Raw genomic sequence first — 16,644 nt, 5'->3', positions numbered from 1 at the left:
GGATAAAAGAAATGAATATTGAACATTTAACGGAAAATGGAGTTAATCTTGCAGTTGTTTCCGATAATGATAAGATTATTGTTGACACACAATCAGCTTTAGATTTAGTAATGACGGTTAACTACGAGACTGGTGCAGAGAGAATCGTTTTAAATAAAGAGAATATAGCAGAGGATTTTTTTGTTTTAAGTACAGGTATGGCGGGAGAAATCTTGCAGAAGTTTATCAATTACCATATAAAAGTAGCGATATATGGTGACTACTCGAAATATACGAGCAAGCCGCTTAAAGATTTTATCTATGAGTCAAATCACGGCAAAGATATTTTCTTTGTAGAAACAAAGGATGAAGCGATACAGAAATTGGCAGATGCAACCGCCGGTTGACATATCTCCAAGTGCGCATGGTGGTGATGCAACCTCTCAATTTATTATAATAACCCTATCAAAAGAAAGGGGTGTCAGTTATGAACATAGCAGACAGAATTCAAAACTTAAGAAAGTCAAAAGGAATTTCACAGGAGGAACTTGCAGATAAAGTCGGGGTGTCACGCCAAGCTGTATCGAAATGGGAAAGTGAGCAAAGCTTACCTGATTTGGAAAAGATAATTATTATGAGTGAGTATTTCGGCGTCACGACAGACTACATTCTCAAGGGTATTGAGCCGGCTGTAAAGAATGAGTCGCAGAGCAATGATTTGGCAAGTAAAATTCTGTATCTGTCATCAACAGCTCTTATTGCAATCGGCTTATTTTGTGGCTTCGGGAGTTGGTATGAAGAACAGATGGCGAGCGATATCTGGGGAGCCATGATAATTCAAACAGTGGGCGCAGCAGGATATTTTATCGGTAGATTGTTATCACCCGCAAAAGCTCCGTTTACGGTAAAATATGTTAATATACTTCTTGTTGTATTTATGCCTGTCAGTATGCTGGCATCATTTTGCTTAAACCGCATGATAGCGCCGTATCCGACTGATATCATAAGTGGGGGGGGATTTGTTTTGGTATATGGTATTGTGGCAATTGTGACCTTCGTGCTTCTTAGAAGGAGGAAGCTTCATGGATAAGAATATATTTAATTTATAGCTTCAAACGAAATTATAATAATAAGGGGGGACTAAAATGTTATTATTTATTCAATGTTTGATACTGTGTATAATATTTTCACTTGCAATTTTGCCTGCACAGTATCGCAACCCACTGTCTCAATTTGCATCATATCCTACTGCAATAAAGATGCGGGTTTATGAGCTGCCACAATATAAGGACTACATAAATTCAGTGGAGCACAATCAATGGAAGCGAAAAATTCTTGGTGCATTTTTGATCTCTATGCTTTTTGCTGCACTGGCATATTTTTCGGGAAAGAGAACGTTTGTAGCTGCCTTTTTTCATGTCTTTCTATTATTTTCATCAGTAAACCTTTATGATTTAATTGTATGTGACTTAATTATTTTTTGCCATAGCAAAAAATTAATGCTTCCGGGTACGGAGGATATGACAGAAGAATATAAAAGCCCAAAGCATCATATTGTAGGAGCATTAAAAGGATGTGCAATCGGTGCATTTGTATCACTTGTATCGGCGTCGCTCGTTTTAGTATTGAACTATATAACTGAGTAAATTTGAATTTGTGGAGGGACTATAAATGAATAAAAATCTTTTATTTCAAGCTATCGTAAAGTTTCTATCCGGTTTGTTGCTTGTGAGTGTGCTGCTATTTATTCCAGCCGGAACAGTTCGGTTTTGGAATGCATGGTTGTTTATTGCAGTGCTGTTTGTGCCGATGTTTATCGCGGGGGTTGTACTTTGGATAAAGAAACCGGAATTATTGGCTAAACGTATGAATACAAAGGAAAAAGAAGCGGAGCAAAAGTCTGTGATTCTATTATCGGGATGCATGTTTATTGCTGGATTTATAATAGCTGCTCTTGATTTCAGATTTGAATGGTTACATATTCCAACTTGGTTAGTGGTTTTAGCGACAGTGATTTTTCTCGTTGCGTATGTTCTTTATGCCGAAGTATTACGTGAAAATACCTATCTTTCCAGGACTGTTGAGGTACAGGAAAATCAGAAAGTAATTGATACTGGATTGTATGGAATCGTAAGACATCCTATGTATTCGGCCACAATATTGCTGTTCTTATCCATTCCGATTATCTTGGGATCGGTTTATTCATTTATTGTGTTTATGGTTTATCCGGTGTTGCTTGTAAAACGTATTTTGAATGAAGAGAAGGTATTGGAGGCAGAGTTAGAAGGATATATGGAGTATAAGCAAACTGTGAAATATCGGTTAATTCCGTTTATCTGGTAACTTTTAATTGATGGAAGAGGGAGCTGGAGATGAGAGAAAAATATAAAATAAGTTTTGATGTATGGGGACTCATACTTTTTTTAATAATTATGATACCAAACTTTATATGGTTTGCGGTTCCTGCTCCGAATGATATTCTGAGAGCTGAGTCGGCAACCGAAATAGTGGACATCATTGCATCTGTGTTTCAGGTAGTAATGGTTGCTTCACTATGCTTTCTTATAAGCAAGGATTGCAAAAAGCCTATGAAAAAGAGAAATCTGATAGAAATTATCATTTCAATTTTAATCTATTTTATAGGATGGATATTTTATTATAACGGTGTGACTAGTCCGATTATAGTTTTGGACTTATGCATTGTGCCGTGTTTGGCATTTATCTTTTTTTCGATTGGAAGAAAAAATAGAATAGCACTGATTTCGGCAATTATATTTTTGGTATGCCATTTTATATATGGAATTGTAAATTTTATTTTATGATGCGCACCTTGAGGAGGCAGATAGATGAAACTTATTTATGAAGTACCAACCGCACAAGACTATGTAAGTCTTAGAATGCGTTCCGGTATGGGAGATAAAGATTTGAAAAGAAGCCAGATTGCGTTGGAGAATTCCTTATTTACAGTTGCTATGTATGATGGGGAAAAACTGATTGGATTTGGCAGAGTGGTCGGCGACGGCGGGATTACCTATGTTGTGAGTGACATTATGGTAGACAGGGAATATCAGCGAAAAGGTTATGCGGATCAAATTATGAAGGCGATTGACGATTATTTTGAGAAAAATACGTATGAAGACAGCTATATATGCTTAATCGCAAATAAACCCGCCGACAAACTGTATCATAAGCATAATTTTGAATACCTGCCGGAAGACAAATGCGGTATGCTGCGAAATTCTTCTCGGGCTGAAGGCAGGAGAGAAAAAGATTAAAATGAAATTTGGAAAAAGTTAGTTGCAACTACTTGACAAGAAAAGTTATGCGCCCTATAATATAACAGTGTTATATAACGGTGCTATATGGAGGAAAAAATGAAAATAGAGGAAACAAGCACATTGCAAAATATACTGGAGGCTGCCAAAGCAGAGTTTTTGGAAAAGGGCTTCCAGACAGCTTCGTTGCGAAATATTGTAAAAAATGCAGGTGTTACAACCGGTGCTTTCTACGGCTATTTTTCCAATAAAGAAGCGCTGTTTGCCGCATTGGTGGAAAAACATGCGTCGGTTATTATGGGGCAGTTTATGCGCACGCAGGAGGATTTTGTAAAGCTTCCGGAGGAGGAGCAGCCTGATAATATGGGAAAAGCATCAGGGGATTGCCTCGAATGGATGGTTGACTATATTTATGAGCATTTTGATATTTTCAAACTGATTGTCTGTTGCTCAGAAGGAACGGCGTACGCTGATTTTATCCATAATATGGTGGAGATTGAAGTAGAATATACTTACAACTTTATCGATGTGCTGCGTTCTCTTGGGCATGAAATACCGGACATAGACAGACAGTTCTGTCATATTCTCTGCAGCGGCATGTTCAACGGAATATTTGAGATGATCGTTCATGATATGCCACGCGAATATGCGCAATCCTATGTTTCCAAATTGAAAAGCTTTCATACGGCAGGATGGTCAGAAATTTTAGGGCTTTAGGGCTCTTTAATTTTTAATCAAAGGTTAGGTAAAACTAACTATAAACAATATTTTAAGGAGGTTATTGATTTGAAAAAGAAATCAAGCTTGTCAAGACTTATGGACTATGCAGGCAGCTATCGCTATTTTACTTATAGCTCATGGATATTGTCTGCACTCTCGGCTCTAATTGCGCTTGTACCGTTTTGGTACTTGTGGAAAATAATAAAAGAGGTGATTGATGTTATGCCCGATTTTGAAAAGGCAGAAAATCTTTCGCATTATGGCTGGATGGCAGTTTTTTTCGCCGTTCTTTCCATTCTAGTTTATGTAGGGGGATTGATGTGCTCGCATATTGCGGCATTTCGCGTGCGGTCAAATTTGTGTATGCAGATGACACATCATATCTGTAAGCTCCCGCTTGGATTTGTGGAGAGCTTCGGAAGCGGAAAACTTCGCAAAATTATAAGCGAATCAAGCGCTGCGACGGAAGGATTTCTTGCACACCAATTACCGGATCGATACGGTGCAATCGCCACACCGATTGGACTTTTGGTGCTGTTGCTTGCATTTGATTGGCGTCTTGGACTGCTGAGTCTTGTACCTGTTGTGCTCGGATTTTTGATTATGATAAGTATGACCGGTACAAAGATGAGACAAAAGATGACTGAGTATCAAAATGCACTTGATGATATGTCAAATGAAGCGGTGGAATACATAAGAGGAGTTCCGGTTGTAAAAACTTTTGGGCAGACGGTATTTTCCTTTAAGCGTTTTAAAGATGCGATTGACCGCTACAGCATATGGGTAATCGCCTATACAAAGCAGCTGCGTCTTCCTATGGTGTTCTACACAGCCGCAATTAACAGTGTATTCGCCTTTTTAATAGGAGCGGGACTTGTCTTTACGGCAGATGAAGTAACAAATGAATTTCTGCTGAATTTAATTTTTTATATTATTATTACGCCGGTTATTTCTGTTACATTAACGAAAATCATGTTCCAGAGTGAAAATATGATGATTGTCGACGATGCGATGAGCCGTATGGACAGTGTGTTAGATTTACAGCCGCTGTCACAGAGCGACAGCCATTTTGCACCGGCAGATAACTCCGTTGAGTTGCAAAATGTCACTTACAGCTATGACGGAAATAAAAATGCTTTGGAAAATATCTCGCTGAACATTCAGCCGGGTCAGACAGTTGCTTTTGTAGGACCATCCGGCGGTGGCAAAACGACTCTTGCCAATGTTGTTTCAAGATTTTTTGACCCGCAAAAGGGAAAGGTTTTCATAGGTGGAGTGGACGTAAAGGAAATCGATAAAGAGCTTCTTATGGAAACGGTTTCTTTTGTGTTTCAAAGCAGTAAGCTGATCAAGACCTCTATTCTTGAAAATGTAAGGATGGGAAAACCCGATGCATCAAGAGAAGAAGTGCTACAGGCGCTAAAAAGTGCCCAGTGTATGGACATTGTTGAGAAGTTTCCAAACGGTGTGGACACATTAATCGGAAAAAAAGGTATCTATCTTTCCGGCGGTGAACAGCAGCGAATTGCAATAGCAAGAGTTCTTTTGAAAAATTCTCCGATTGTTATTTTGGATGAAGCAACAGCTTTTGCTGATCCGGATAATGAAACTAAGGTACAGCAGGCATTTTCAGAGCTTTCTAAGGGCAGGACGGTCATCATGATTGCCCATAGGCTTTCGACGATTGTAAATGCGGACTGCATCTATGTTTTAAAGGACGGGCAGATTTCTGAAAGCGGAACAAGCAGTGAATTAATGGAGAAAAAAGGATTGTTTTTCCAAATGTGGAACAACTACCAGACCTCCATTCAGTGGAGAGTTTCAAAGGAGGCATGATGATGATAAAAAAATTACAACGAAAATATGCACTGTCCGAGCAGGGAGCAAAGGATTTGCTAAAGGGTATTCTTGCGTGTACCCTGCAAAATATTTCCTTTATGTTTCCGGTGGGACTATTGTATTATCTGGTGGGTGATCTGATGAATGGCGGTGTAAGCGCAAACCGCGTGGCATTCTATATCGGTGGCAGCATTTTTAGCATAGCTTTGATTTTGGCAGTCACCTATTTTCAATACAATGCAACCTATCTTGCAACCTATGTTGAATCGGGAGTGCGCCGTATTACACTTGCTGAGAAATTAAGAAAAATACCGCTTTCCTTTTTCGGGAAAAAAGATCTTGCCGATTTGACAAGTACAATTATGGCAGACTGTACATTTTTGGAAACAGCATTTTCTCATTTTATTCCGGAATTGTTTGGCTCCGCTATCTCAACCGTTTTGATTGCAATCAGCCTGTTTTTCTTTGATTGGCGCATGGCAATCGCCGCTTTGTGGGTAGCGCCTATTGCTTTTGCCATTATCGTCTTATCATCCAAGATTCAGGAAGGGCTTAACCAAAAGTCAATGGATGCAAAAATGGCTTGTGCCGACGGCATACAAGAGTGTATTGAGACGGTACAGGACTTAAAGGCAAACAATGCAGAGCAATCCTATTTAAACGATCTCGATAAAAAGATAAAGGCAGTGGAGAGACGTGCGGTTATCGGCGAATTTGGAACTGCGGCAATTGTTGTATCCGCACAGCTTATTTTGAAGCTTGGTATTGCGACGGTTGCGCTTGTCGGCTCCGCTTTGCTGATAAACGGTACGTTAGATGTGATGACATTCTTCCTGTTTTTGCTCGTGGCATCACGACTCTATGACCCTTTGCAGGCAGCGTTACAAAACCTGGCAGCGGTGATTGCAGCACGCACCAACATTGCAAGAATGAATGAGATTTTTGACCATGATGTGCAGGTGGGTGAGAAAAAACTAAAAAATAAAGGCTATGATATTACATTTGAACACGTTGGCTTCGCCTATAACAGCGGGGAAACGGTGCTAAAAGATGTATCCTTTACCGCAAAGCAAGGGGAAGTAACAGCGCTTGTAGGTCCGTCCGGCGGTGGTAAAACAACTGTATCAAGGCTTGCAGCACGTTTTTGGGACTGCGGAAACGGAACAATCACAGTGGGCGGCATGAATATTTCTAAAATTGAACCCGAAACTTTGCTATCTCTTTACTCCATTGTATTTCAGGATGTCACGTTATTTAATAATACGATTATGGAGAACATACGAATCGGAAGAAAAGATGCATCGGACGAGGAAGTGCTTGAGGCTGCAAGACTTGCCAACTGTGATGAATTTGCAGAAAAGCTTCCGAGCGGATATCATACCTACATCGGAGAAAACGGCTGCGCGCTTTCGGGCGGAGAGCGTCAGAGAATTTCTATCGCCAGAGCTTTCTTAAAGAATGCACCGATTATTCTTCTAGATGAAGCAACCGCCTCTCTTGATGTTGAGAACGAAACACTCATACAGACGGCACTCTCAAGGCTTATTAAAAACAAAACAGTACTTGTCATAGCGCACAGAATGAGGACTGTCGCAGGAGCCGATAAGATAGTAGTTCTTGCCGAAGGTCGCGTCGCTGAACAGGGAACACCGGACGTACTGCTGAACCAGAAAGGAGTTTTCAGCCATATGGTTGAGCTTCAGACGCAAGGGCAGAAATGGACGTTGGCGTAGAAAGAGATTGAGGAAGTTTTCTCTTGTGAAAGACAGCACAATCTTTTATAATATAATCATCTATTATTTTAGAATGTGTTCTAATTTGAGAAAGGTAAAAGATTGTGCGTTTATCACAAAAGACAGGGAAGGCGGTATATCGATATGGCGACAACGGTTAACAAGAGCTTAAATAAATATTTTGAAATAATTGGGTTATTGTATAGCTGCAATCATCCGGATTTTATGGCAAATAAGGTTTTGGAGAAAGAGATAGAAGAGCTTGGCATAAATGTTGAGGAGTTTAATAAAAAAGTTGCCGTAACTCTTAGAAAATATCTTGCTGCGTTTCATAAAGAAATGGTGAAAGAAAATATTGAGGATTATGATTTTTTCTTTTCCGATGATGACTATGAGTTTATTTTATCCATTCAATTTATTTGCGCTAATCATCCTGAGTGGTTTGAAAAAGACCTTAATGCGATCGAAGAAAAAGAGTTTGCCTTAACCTTTGCAAAGGAGCTTTTGGAAGAGGAAACAGGTACCATTACGGAACTGCCGTCTCTTGATGAAAGAATAGCTCTATTAAATCGCACGGGTTTTTCTTCCAATACCTGTTGGAAACTTATGTTAATGTTGCAATCTCCGCAAGAAAAAATAGAAAAGCTTTCAAAAATTATTCATAGCAATGCACCAGCTTATGAAAAGGCGGTTGCTGCAATCCAACGCCCGCTCGATAAACTTTTGGAGGATTTTCCACACGGTAAGTATTTGTTTGGCTCGCTGCATCAGAACTCTAATGTAACACCCACCTTAGTTTATCCGGCGGTGGAGCTTGTCCATGCAAATGGGGAATACCCCAATTCTTATATTGGATTATTCACGGACGCTGTTTATAAAATGCAGGAAAAAGAAAAATCTTCACAAAAAAATCTCCTTCCTATGCTCAAAGCGTTAAGTGACAGCAGTAAATTTGATATTCTTCTTTCGCTTATGAAGTCTCCGAAATACAATTTAGAATTAGCGGAAGAGTTAAAATTATCGGCAGCGACTATCTCACATCATATGAATGTACTGCTGAATTGCCGGCTGGTCAATGTGGAAAAAAAAGATGGGCGAGTGTATTATACACTTTCAAAAGAAACGGTGGAGAACTTGCTGCTAAAATTACGGACTATGTTTTTGGAGTAAAGGATTTTGAAAAAATAGTTTGATATATATCGAATATGTTTGACATAAATGAAATTGTATTGTAGAATGTTTTATATAAATCTAATATCTGCACTAGGCGAAAGAAAGCAATTGCTTTTTACTTGCGTGGGTGCGAAGTGTGAGCTTAGCTCACACTTTTTAACACATTGAATTAGATGAACATAAAACAAATTAGATTGCAATGGAGGTATTATGGATAACAAACTTTTTTCAAAAAACTTTTCACTGCTTTTAGCAGGGCAAACAATTTCTTTATTTGGGAACTGTATATTAGATTTTGCATTATCAATGTATGTCTTGGAGATAACGGGTTCTGCCGCTATATTTGCTGGATTTCTGGCAATTGCTATGCTGCCGACCATTCTTTTATCCCCATTAGGCGGTGTACTTGCTGACCGCGCAAACAGGCGTAATATCATGGTTACATTGGATTTTTTAGCCGGTATAGTAGTCCTGATTGCTGTTGTTATGATTGATCGAGGAAATAATCTTGTAATAATCGGTGCAACTCTTGTCATCCAATCAATTCTAGGCGCATTTGAAATGCCGACGGTTCAAGCCTGTGTTCCTCAAATGCAAAGCGGTGATAATATTATTCGAGGGAATGCCCTTGTCAACCAAATTAGTGCTATTTCTGCGCTGATAGCTCCTTTTATTGGAAGTGTGCTCTATACCTCTTTTGGATTAAAGCCCGTAATGTATGCAGGTGTAGCTTGCTTTTTCGCAACAGCAGCCTTTGAGTGTTTTATCAAACTTGAATATAAACGGCCACAAAAGAAGGAAAACATTTGGAACATCATTAAAAATGATTTGGCGGACAGCACACATTTTATTAGTAGGGAAAAGCCGTATATTTTAAAAATATTACTTTTGGTAACAGTCATAGCATTTTTCATTCAAGGGGTTGCCTTGGTGGGATTTCCTTACATAGTTCGTACGATTTTGGGGCTGAGTGCCAACTACTATGGTGCCGCCGTAAGTATACTTAGCTTTGCAAGTATTATCGGCAGTATTGCAGCCGGTCTGCTTGCAGCTAAGTTCAGGATTGGCAGACTTAGCATAACCTTGTTCAGCATAGGCTTCTTTTTGCTGCCGGTTGGGTTGATATTTTTTATTCCGGCTGGTGCTTATATAAGATATGCAACGCTTATTCTGGCGTTTTTTGCAATACAAATAGCAGCTTGTATTTTTTCTGTTTTTGCCCTGTCTATTATTCAGCAGCTAACACCAGAAAACATGACAGGAAAAGTCATGGCTTTTGCAGCAACTTTTTCGTTATGTGCACAACCATTGGGACAAATTATTTATGGAATGTTGTTTGATAAGTTTAGCAATGTAATTTATGTTATATTAATACCAACCGGAATTATTCTCTGTATGATTAGTTTTAGCACAAAAAGGTTTTTTGGCAAGCTTGAAGAGCAACTTGACAATAATTTTTAATTAAAGGAATTAATTGATTTTTTAGATATATCAGACTAGAATGTACATAAAGGTTTTGGATTTTAAGTGGCTTAAGTCTTAAGAGGGGGCAGATAAATGCAAGAATTAATGAAGGAAGATATTATAAAGGGGCTGCACCGGCTTGGCGTGGAACAGAAAATGGATATTGCAGTACATAGCTCTTTGAGCAGTTTAGGATATGTGAAAGGCGGCGCTGAAACTGTAATCGAAGCCTTAAAAGAGGTCGTCGGAAAAGAAGGCAGTATTTTTATGCCTGCATTGCGTTTAAGCCGTGATTTACCGTTGGATGAAGAGGATAAGAAAAACGGTTTAGTTAGAAAGATAAAAGTTTTGTCTAAGGATGAGCCGGTAAGTGCAATGGGAGCAATAGCAGATACCTTCCGCTTAATGCCTGATACTTTGGTGGGGGAGGGAACTTTTGCCGCGTCAGCTTGGGGTAAACAGGCAGAAGAAGTAAAAAATATGTTTCGCTATCTACTTGAAAATGACGGAAAGGCAGTGATGATAGGTGTTGATATATATTCACTCACCGCAATGCATCATGCTGAAAAATATCTTCCGAAAGAAATAGCGGCAATCATGAAATCACCTAAGTTAGATGAACTTTATAATCCCAGCCAGTGGTTTGTAGAAGATGGCTGCGCGCCGGTAAAGGCGTGGTACACCATACAAGCGATTGCGTATGAAAAGGGTTATATAAGAGAAGGAATAATAGGGAACGCAAAGTGTATGTTGATGGATATACCGGAGGTTGTCGGGGTATATCAAGAAAAATTGATAGAGGACCCTTATAAGCTTTACGGTATTGATAGAGGATAGGCAGGAGGCTAACATGACCTTACAACAATTAAAATATGTCACTATGGTGGCAGAAACGGGCACCATCACGGAAGCCGCCAGCAATTTATTTATATCGCAGCCTAGTCTCACCAATGCCATAAAGGAATTGGAGAAGGAGATGGGTATCAGCATCTTTGAGAGAACGAACAAGGGGATTGTTGTCTCGAAGGAAGGGGAAGCTTTTCTCGGCTATGCGAGGCAGGTATTAGAGCAGGCAAACTTATTGGAGGAGACATACAAAGGCGGGAAGGGCGGAAAGCAGGAATTTTGTATTTCAACCCAACACTACTCCTTTGCGGTCAATGCGTTTGTGGATTTGATAAAGGAATATGGGCAGGAGGAGTACGATTTCAGCCTCCGGGAGACGCAGACTTACGAGATTATTGACGATGTGGCAAATATGAAAAGCGAAATCGGGGTATTGTTTTTAAATGAGTTTAATGAGACGGTACTCTGCAAAATTATGAAAGCAAACAATCTTGAATTTCACGAATTGTTTGTGGCAAAGCCTCATGTATTTGTCAGCAGCAGGCACCCGCTGGCGGGCAAAAAAGCGGTTACGATGGAGGAACTAGCGGAATACCCATATCTGTCGTTTGAGCAGGGTGAGCGCAATTCCTTTTATTATTCAGAAGAGATATTCAGTGTGATACACCGCAGGAAAAATATCAGAGTGCGTGACCGCGCGTCGCTTTTTAATTTGTTAATCGGGCTGAACGGATATACGGTATGCAGCGGTATCATTGACGAGGAACTAAACGGAAAAGACATCGTGGCGGTTCCCCTGAAAGAGGAAGGTGCGATGCACATAGGATATGTGGTGAACAAGAAGTGTATGTTGAGCCGCCTCGGTAAAATTTATCTGGAAGCCTTGAAAAAATATTGCATGTAATAAATTTATAATAGGTGAAGCGATTTCAGGCAAGCACATGGGAAGAATATAAGCAAATCGGGAGGACGAAGTGATGGGAGAAGGCATGGGATGGAGGAATAGAACTGGGTGTATATGATATCCAGTCCTACTTCCATGAGTGAGCGAAAGGAAGTTTTCAAAAAGATGATAGATAAGCTATAGGGCCTATTTAAAATAAATCTCATATGCCTGATAATCATGGTCATAATGATACCCCAGCTTTTCAGCAAGAGCCACAGACCCCTTGTTTTGGGCATCCCAGCTTGGATATAAGTCTCGTTTTAAACATTCCAAAATCAGTTGTGCACCGCATATTTTTGCAAGACCAAGCCTTCGGTATTCTGCTTTTGTATCAATTTCTATTTCAATGCCTTCCCGGTATGCAGAATACGCAGAGACGCCTGAGACAGGTTCTCCATCCTTTAGGATGACAACGCCCAAGCCAAGGTTTTTAAACATCTCATAATCGGAATATTGCAAAACCCAGTCTTTGCACCAATTTATCACCCTGCACTGTTCAAAAAGCTCTTTGTCAATATTGCTTATTTTATATTCGGGTGGCAAAGATTCAACAATCTCCTGAAGCTTTGCGATATCAAAAACATCTTGTTCCTTTTTTATTGCATATCTGGTTACTTGTTTTGCCTTGTGCCCGTATGCATTCTCGATAATTCTTGCCCATGCTTCGTTCTGCGGCACCATAATCATAAAATTCCGGTCAAACTCTTCAGGCTTAAATTTTCCCAAGTTTTCATCCGGTACCCCCGCGAGAAAACAAAAGTCTCCCAATACCGCCATTGCTGAAACCGGATTTTCCGTGTTATTTACATATAAACTTCCCATAACGCCCTGAAGGCATGACCATATTAGGGTTTCAGACCAGTTGTTAAATATATGTTCTATTTGCTCTGTACACGTGGTTACTTTTACCATGGGGGTCCTTTCTGAATGCTGCCTTTTCTTGCAGGCTCTTAAATTTAGAAGTTACTGTGTTCGTTTCGATATTTCGCTCTCAATAAAAAATTTGGAAATATACATTGCATTTATGATAGAATCAAACCGCTTGTAAGAAGTAGTTTCTTTGTTATACTTCATTTGAGCTTTCTCTGTTTTGCTTATAATGGAAAGCACAGGTGGTAATGCTTTTTCTAAATCTGTCTGAGTATACATTCCAATATTACTATCCTTTTCTATCAAAGCCTTTGAAATATACAAAGCCTTAATTCGGTTCTTTAAGAGAGAGTATTGTGAGGTACCCTCCGCAAATTTTAACTGCATCTTTTCACACTTATTGATGGTAGAAGATACAAGCTGTAATGCGGCATCTAGTTCTTTTTGTGAATAATTTTCCATGTATCTTTCTCCTAGATTCTAAGTGACTTGCTATGCTATTATTTAAGTTTAGCATATTTTTAGATGAATATGATACAATTATTTCTGCAAATTATATTTTAGAAAATTAAAATCGTCTCATTGCATTCGATTATTTATTATTATATATTTACTTGAAAAGGAGGAAAAACGATGGCTCATGAAAGTGAAAAGGATTTTAATGCTATGCTCAAAGAAACTAAGGATATGCCTAAGATTCAAAAGATAACGGATAAGGCGAGCATAGAAAAATATGGCGGTGAAAACATGTATTTCGCTCCACCTATGTATTACGATGAAGTGATGAAAAAGGTACCTTATGGAAAAGTAATTACAGTAGGAAGTATCAGAGAATACTTTGCAAGGAAAAATAATGCTGATTTCACCGATCCAATAACTGCCGGTATATTTACTTCTATTGTTGCTTGGGCTAGTTATCAAAGAAATGAAGAGGAAACACCATATTGGAGAACATTAAAAGCAAATGGTGAATTAAATCCTAAATATCCGGAAGGTATTGAACTTCAAAAGAGAAAACTAGAAGACGAGGGACATACTATAATTCAAAAAGGTAGAACTAACATCAGATACTATGTAAAGGATTATGAAAAGAGTATGTTTCAATTAGGCTGACAAATTTTTATATCATAGGAAATTCTTTCGAATTTTCTATGATATAAAAATATAATGCATATTGCGGCGAGCATAGTTTGCAGATGTAATCAACTGCTCGAGCTACTGTAATTATAAAATCAAACACTAAACTCTACAATAATTCCATCAGGATCTGTAACTTTAAAATGTTTTGGTTTTGGTCCTTGTGCAATAATTTCTGATGGAGAATAGCCCAATGTAATAGCTTTCTCTCTCAATTCCTCAAGTTCATCTTTTGCAGAAAAACTCATGACCATTCCCTTTGCCATAACTTTTTCTACCCCTTCAAATTCAATTAGTTCCAGCATCGTTTCGCCCTTTTCATTTGCCAAGAATACAATTTCCCCGGCCTCAGGACTCATTCGGTTTATTACATGAAGACCTGCCAGTTCTTGATAAAAAGCAACTGATTTTTCAATGTCTCTAACCATAAAAGTAATAAAATTTAATTTCATAAGATATACCTCCGCAGAATTTCAATAGTTTGATAGTTTGTTTAATAAAAATAATTATATAACGGAACATGTTAAAAGACAACTGACTTGAATATTTATCAAAATGGGAATATATGTTATTATTGAAAAAGAGAGATATAGAAATTTGACTTAGCGGGGGTGGACAAAATGAATGCATTGATAATAAATTGTAGTCCGGTTAGAACTGGTGCAACTGCCGAGATAGCAACGGTTATTTTTTCATGTTTGATTACGCAGTATAATGTCAAGATTATTTGTATAGATGATTATAAATTTGATTTTTGCAAGGGGTGTAGAAGTTGTCATAATACGGGAACGTGCATGATACAAGATGATGATGTAGAAAATATAATGGCTGAATTTGAGTGGGCGGATAGAATTATTTCAGTTTCACCATCCTATTGGGCTGATATTCCCGGTCAATTTAAAGCATTTATAGATAGATGTACACCGTGGTGTAATACGCACGATCCTCATGCAACAATTAGTCAAGGAAAAAAAGGTTATAGTATTGCTTTAAGGACAGGACCAAGCATGCGGGAATGTAATAATATAATAGAAAGTATTGAGCATTTTTACGGTCATTTGGAGATTGCTGCGAGTGGAAGTTTGGGATTGTGTTCGGTTGAATATATAACGGATGTGCCAAATAGAGTAAACGAAATTGAGGCATTTTGTAATATTATAAAAAGAAAATAAAGGAGAAATACTTCAATAATTCTTGTGAGTATTTGAATGATAAAATGGAAATTAGAAAGATAGAAGAAGCAGAAAGAGAGAAAGCTATAAAACTCATTGATGCCGTATTTATGCAATTTGAAGCCCCTGACTATTCGAATGAGGGAGTGAAAACATTTAAAGATACAGCAATATACAATGAGGATTATATGAATGAATTGGTGATGTATGGTGCTTATCACAACGCAATACTTGTGGGTGTTATTGCAACGAGAAATGAAGGAAATCATATTGCTTTGTTCTTTGTGGAAGGAAAGCACCATAAACAAGGAATAGGAAAAATGCTTTTTCAAAAGGTACTTGAAAACAGGACTTCTGCTGAGATAACAGTAAATTCTTCGCCCTATGCTGTTAAGATATATCGATGTTTGGGATTTGTTGACACGGCAAAAGAACAAATGAGAGATGGGATTCGGTATACACCAATGATGTATAGGGAATAGGTGGGATGAAAGACGAAAAATTATTAGGGGTGATTTTGGTACTATATTTCTAATGAGTGCATTTGGTGGGGATATAGGAGATGTGAGTATGATAATCTGATAAGGTGATGGGCTTAGATTTGCGTTGCTGTTCTTGCGAGGGGGATGAGGGGTTGATGGCTCGAATGCGCTTCGCTGTTCTCGCGGGGATGCATAGAGTGGATGGGGCTCGAATGCGCTTCGCTGTTCTCGCAGGGGCGAAGAGTTGATGTGAACTTACAGCCATGCTCCAGCTCGAATTCGCTTCGCTGCTTCTCGCTGGACGGCTGGCGCCGTATAATAAAGCAAAAAAACACATTCGCGTGAGCAAGCTCCCGGAATGTGTTTCTTTACTTTATTGCATGGCTTGTAGCTTAGCCAAAGTATCTCTCCAATAACCCTTTGAATGCCTTGCCGTGTCTTGCTTCATCCCTTGCCATTTCATGTACTGTGTCGTGGATGGCATCCAGATTCTGCTCTTTTGCACGTTTTGCAAGGTCGAATTTGCCTGCGGTAGCGCCGTTTTCTGCATCTACTCTGAGCTCAAGATTTTTCTTTGTGCTGTTTGTGATTACTTCGCCGAGTAATTCAGCAAATTTAGCTGCGTGCTCTGCTTCTTCGTAAGCAGCTTTTTCGTAGTATAAACCGATTTCAGGATATCCTTCTCTATGTGCAACTCTTGCCATAGCAAGGTACATACCAACCTCTGAACATTCTCCTTCGAAGTTCATTCTTAAGTCGCTGAGAATATCTTCACTAACGCCCTGAGCAACACCTACAACATGCTCTGCAGCCCATGTTAATTCTCCAGACTGCTCTGTGAACTTCTCTGCTGGTGCTTTACAGATTGGACAGTACTCCGGTGCTGAATCTCCCTCATGAACATAACCACAAACTTGACAGACATACTTCTTCATTATAATAATCTCCTTTTCTTATATAAAAATTTTAATATTAGTAATAGTTACTGATATTAATTTATCACAATAA

General features: G+C 38.9%; 20 protein-coding genes. 16 read left to right on the top strand and 4 right to left on the bottom strand.

Annotation, left to right across the window (positions count from 1 at the left end; genetic code table 11):
* Positions 1-11 precede the first annotated feature (11 nt).
* From CTY48_RS16590 to CTY48_RS16530, 13 genes are all read left to right on the top strand, one after another.
* Positions 12-386 (top strand): DUF4180 domain-containing protein, encoded by a 375-nt coding sequence (locus tag CTY48_RS16590; protein ID WP_099469563.1) that lies wholly within the window; start codon positions 12-14, stop codon positions 384-386.
* 80 nt (positions 387-466) lie between these two features.
* Positions 467-1,069, top strand: a complete 603-nt coding sequence (locus CTY48_RS16585) for a helix-turn-helix domain-containing protein (RefSeq protein WP_099469562.1) — start codon at positions 467-469, stop codon at positions 1,067-1,069.
* 55 nt (positions 1,070-1,124) lie between these two features.
* The gene (locus tag CTY48_RS16580; RefSeq protein ID WP_099469561.1) at positions 1,125-1,625 is read left to right on the top strand and encodes a hypothetical protein; all 501 of its coding nucleotides are present in this window, start codon (positions 1,125-1,127) and stop codon (positions 1,623-1,625) included.
* Positions 1,626-1,650: 25 nt separating this feature from the next.
* A complete protein-coding gene (locus tag CTY48_RS16575) occupies positions 1,651-2,322 on the top strand; it encodes a methyltransferase family protein (RefSeq protein ID WP_099469560.1) in 672 nt (223 codons plus the stop codon).
* Positions 2,323-2,351: 29 nt separating this feature from the next.
* Positions 2,352-2,801 (top strand): hypothetical protein, encoded by a 450-nt coding sequence (locus CTY48_RS16570; RefSeq protein ID WP_099469559.1) that lies wholly within the window; start codon positions 2,352-2,354, stop codon positions 2,799-2,801.
* 24 nt (positions 2,802-2,825) lie between these two features.
* Positions 2,826-3,254 carry a GNAT family N-acetyltransferase gene (locus CTY48_RS16565; RefSeq protein WP_099469558.1) on the top strand — a complete coding sequence of 143 codons (429 nt, stop codon included), beginning with the start codon at positions 2,826-2,828 and terminating at the stop codon, positions 3,252-3,254.
* Between the two features lie 99 nt (positions 3,255-3,353).
* Positions 3,354-3,971 carry a TetR/AcrR family transcriptional regulator gene (locus tag CTY48_RS16560; RefSeq protein WP_099469557.1) on the top strand — a complete coding sequence of 206 codons (618 nt, stop codon included), beginning with the start codon at positions 3,354-3,356 and terminating at the stop codon, positions 3,969-3,971.
* A 69-nt stretch (positions 3,972-4,040) separates the two neighbouring features.
* On the top strand, positions 4,041-5,810 hold the full coding sequence (locus CTY48_RS16555; RefSeq protein WP_099469556.1) for an ABC transporter ATP-binding protein: 1,770 nt from the start codon (positions 4,041-4,043) through the stop codon (positions 5,808-5,810).
* Between the two features lie 2 nt (positions 5,811-5,812).
* On the top strand, positions 5,813-7,546 hold the full coding sequence (locus CTY48_RS16550) for an ABC transporter ATP-binding protein (RefSeq protein ID WP_099469555.1): 1,734 nt from the start codon (positions 5,813-5,815) through the stop codon (positions 7,544-7,546).
* 240 nt (positions 7,547-7,786) lie between these two features.
* Complete coding sequence (locus CTY48_RS16545) at positions 7,787-8,716, top strand: ArsR family transcriptional regulator (RefSeq protein WP_180272762.1); 930 nt, start codon at positions 7,787-7,789, stop codon at positions 8,714-8,716.
* Between the two features lie 213 nt (positions 8,717-8,929).
* On the top strand, positions 8,930-10,180 hold the full coding sequence (locus tag CTY48_RS16540; RefSeq protein WP_099469553.1) for an MFS transporter: 1,251 nt from the start codon (positions 8,930-8,932) through the stop codon (positions 10,178-10,180).
* Between the two features lie 96 nt (positions 10,181-10,276).
* On the top strand, positions 10,277-11,020 hold the full coding sequence (locus CTY48_RS16535) for an AAC(3) family N-acetyltransferase (RefSeq protein ID WP_099469552.1): 744 nt from the start codon (positions 10,277-10,279) through the stop codon (positions 11,018-11,020).
* A 13-nt stretch (positions 11,021-11,033) separates the two neighbouring features.
* On the top strand, positions 11,034-11,933 hold the full coding sequence (locus CTY48_RS16530) for a LysR family transcriptional regulator (protein ID WP_099469551.1): 900 nt from the start codon (positions 11,034-11,036) through the stop codon (positions 11,931-11,933).
* 186 nt (positions 11,934-12,119) lie between these two features.
* On the opposite strand, the gene CTY48_RS16525 is transcribed toward CTY48_RS16530, so the two are convergent.
* Both CTY48_RS16525 and CTY48_RS16520 read right to left on the bottom strand, forming a co-directional pair.
* Positions 12,120-12,887, bottom strand: coding sequence for a GNAT family N-acetyltransferase (locus tag CTY48_RS16525; protein WP_099469550.1), 768 nt, complete (start codon positions 12,885-12,887; stop codon positions 12,120-12,122).
* A gap of 51 nt (positions 12,888-12,938) precedes the next feature.
* Positions 12,939-13,307, bottom strand: a complete 369-nt coding sequence (locus tag CTY48_RS16520) for a hypothetical protein (protein ID WP_099469549.1) — start codon at positions 13,305-13,307, stop codon at positions 12,939-12,941.
* 171 nt (positions 13,308-13,478) lie between these two features.
* Between CTY48_RS16520 and CTY48_RS16515 the strand changes: the two genes are divergently transcribed.
* Positions 13,479-13,958 carry an MGMT family protein gene (locus tag CTY48_RS16515; protein WP_099469548.1) on the top strand — a complete coding sequence of 160 codons (480 nt, stop codon included), beginning with the start codon at positions 13,479-13,481 and terminating at the stop codon, positions 13,956-13,958.
* Positions 13,959-14,077: 119 nt separating this feature from the next.
* On the opposite strand, the gene CTY48_RS16510 is transcribed toward CTY48_RS16515, so the two are convergent.
* Positions 14,078-14,434 carry a VOC family protein gene (locus CTY48_RS16510; RefSeq protein ID WP_099469547.1) on the bottom strand — a complete coding sequence of 119 codons (357 nt, stop codon included), beginning with the start codon at positions 14,432-14,434 and terminating at the stop codon, positions 14,078-14,080.
* Between the two features lie 168 nt (positions 14,435-14,602).
* Between CTY48_RS16510 and CTY48_RS16505 the strand changes: the two genes are divergently transcribed.
* Together CTY48_RS16505 and CTY48_RS16500 are read left to right on the top strand one after the other, a co-directional pair.
* Entirely contained in the window at positions 14,603-15,154 is a 552-nt protein-coding gene (locus tag CTY48_RS16505) for a flavodoxin family protein (protein ID WP_099469546.1), read from the top strand.
* A gap of 44 nt (positions 15,155-15,198) precedes the next feature.
* The gene (locus CTY48_RS16500) at positions 15,199-15,636 is read left to right on the top strand and encodes a GNAT family N-acetyltransferase (protein WP_099470208.1); all 438 of its coding nucleotides are present in this window, start codon (positions 15,199-15,201) and stop codon (positions 15,634-15,636) included.
* Positions 15,637-16,028: 392 nt separating this feature from the next.
* On the opposite strand, the gene CTY48_RS16495 is transcribed toward CTY48_RS16500, so the two are convergent.
* Positions 16,029-16,571, bottom strand: a complete 543-nt coding sequence (locus tag CTY48_RS16495; protein ID WP_099469545.1) for an NADH peroxidase — start codon at positions 16,569-16,571, stop codon at positions 16,029-16,031.
* Positions 16,572-16,644: the final 73 nt, after the last annotated feature.

It is taken from the genome of Konateibacter massiliensis (assembly GCF_900184995.1).
Taxonomy (GTDB): Bacteria; Bacillota; Clostridia; order Lachnospirales; family Lachnospiraceae; genus Lachnotalea; species Lachnotalea massiliensis.
Note: the sequence above shows the minus strand (reverse complement) of the source record. Positions and strands in the feature narration are given on the sequence as shown.